Origin of the sequence: Bradyrhizobium sp. Cp5.3, assembly GCF_000426265.1 — a bacterium.
GTDB classification, from domain to species: Bacteria; Pseudomonadota; Alphaproteobacteria; order Rhizobiales; family Xanthobacteraceae; genus Bradyrhizobium; species Bradyrhizobium neotropicale.
In genome coordinates this window covers 1-1,360 of record NZ_AUFA01000143.1, presented here as the reverse complement: position 1 = coordinate 1,360, position 1,360 = coordinate 1, and the positions used below count along the sequence as shown (strand labels likewise).

Genomic DNA, 1,360 nt, shown 5'->3' with positions numbered 1-1,360 from the left:
TAGTTCAACAGCGCGCTGAACAGCGGCGCCGGCGCGGCAACGCCGCTGCAGCGTTGCGCCAGCGCCAGCGAGGCATGCTCATGCGCCAGCAGCTCGGCGAGCCGCGCATGTGTGGCCCGCACGCTCGCCTCGACCCCGGTCCCGTCCAGGTCGAGCCGCAGCGGCAGCGTGTTGATGAACAGGCCCATCGCGCGGTCGGCGCCGGCCCCCCCCTGCATGCGGCCGAACAGCACCGTCCCGAACACCACCTGCTCGCGCCCGCTGCTGCACGCCACCACCTGGCCCCAGGCCAGATGGCACAGGCTAGCAAGGCTCACGCCCAGCCGCCGCGCCTGCAACCGCAGCCGATCGTTGAGCTCTTGCGGCAGCATCCGCCGCGCCTCGTGAACCCCGCGGCCGTCGCCGCGCACCTCGCGCAAGCCAAACGGCGTGGTCGGCTCGTCGATGTCGGCCAGCATCGTCCGGAAGAACGCTTCATGCGCATTGGCATCACCGCCGAGATGTGCCTGCGCCACCAGATTGCGGAACGGCTGCGGGGCTGCAAGCTCGTGCTCGCGTCCCTCCAGCACGGCTCGCACCTCGGCATGCATCACCTCCAGCGTGGAATGATCCCCGATCAAATGATGCTGCAACTGCAAGAGCAGCCAGCGCCCGCTGCCGGGCTCGCGGGCAATCACAAACCGCAACAGCGGCGCCCGGCCAAGGTCGATGCGATGCTGGCGCGGATCAAACCTGAGCCGCAGCTGTGCGGAGCCCGGACCATCACACCCATCCAGCTCGACCTCACTCACCTCCAGTGGCGCATTGCGCCACACCACCTGGACCGGCTGCGACAAGCCCTCCCAGACAAACGAGGTGCGCAGAATGTCGTGCCGATCCACCACCCGCTGAACCGCGGCAAGATAGCGCTCCAGCAGCCCACGCTCGGCAAACGCCATCTGACTGACCAGCAGGTACGGATCACCCTTTGTCGCCAACAGATGGTGGAACAGGATGCCGTCCTGCAGCGGCGACAAGCCATAAATGTCCTGGATGTTGCCGACCCCACCCGGCACCGTGGCGACGATCCGGTCGATCTCTTCCTGCGTAAGCTCGATCAGCGGCAGCAGCTCTGGCGTAATCGCCGTACTCTGTCCGGTGATCAGGTTGGCCGGGACCGCCACCTCCTGATGGCTGCCAAGGCTTGCGGCCAGATCGGCCAGCACCGGCTTGGCAAACAGAGTGCGCACCTCGATGCCAAGCGACCGCCGCCGCAGACGCTCCATCAGCTGCACCGCCAAGAGCGAGTGGCCGCCCAGTTCGAAGAAGTGGTCGTGGCGACCAACCCGCGCCAGCCCCAGAAGCTCCGCCCAGATCTTGG

Annotated in this window: 1 protein-coding gene; it reads right to left on the bottom strand. The window is 67.4% G+C overall.

The window, feature by feature from the left end; all coding sequences use genetic code 11:
- Positions 1–1,360 (bottom strand): condensation domain-containing protein (locus tag K289_RS47395; protein ID WP_035688157.1); only part of this gene is annotated, 1,360 nt, incomplete at both ends.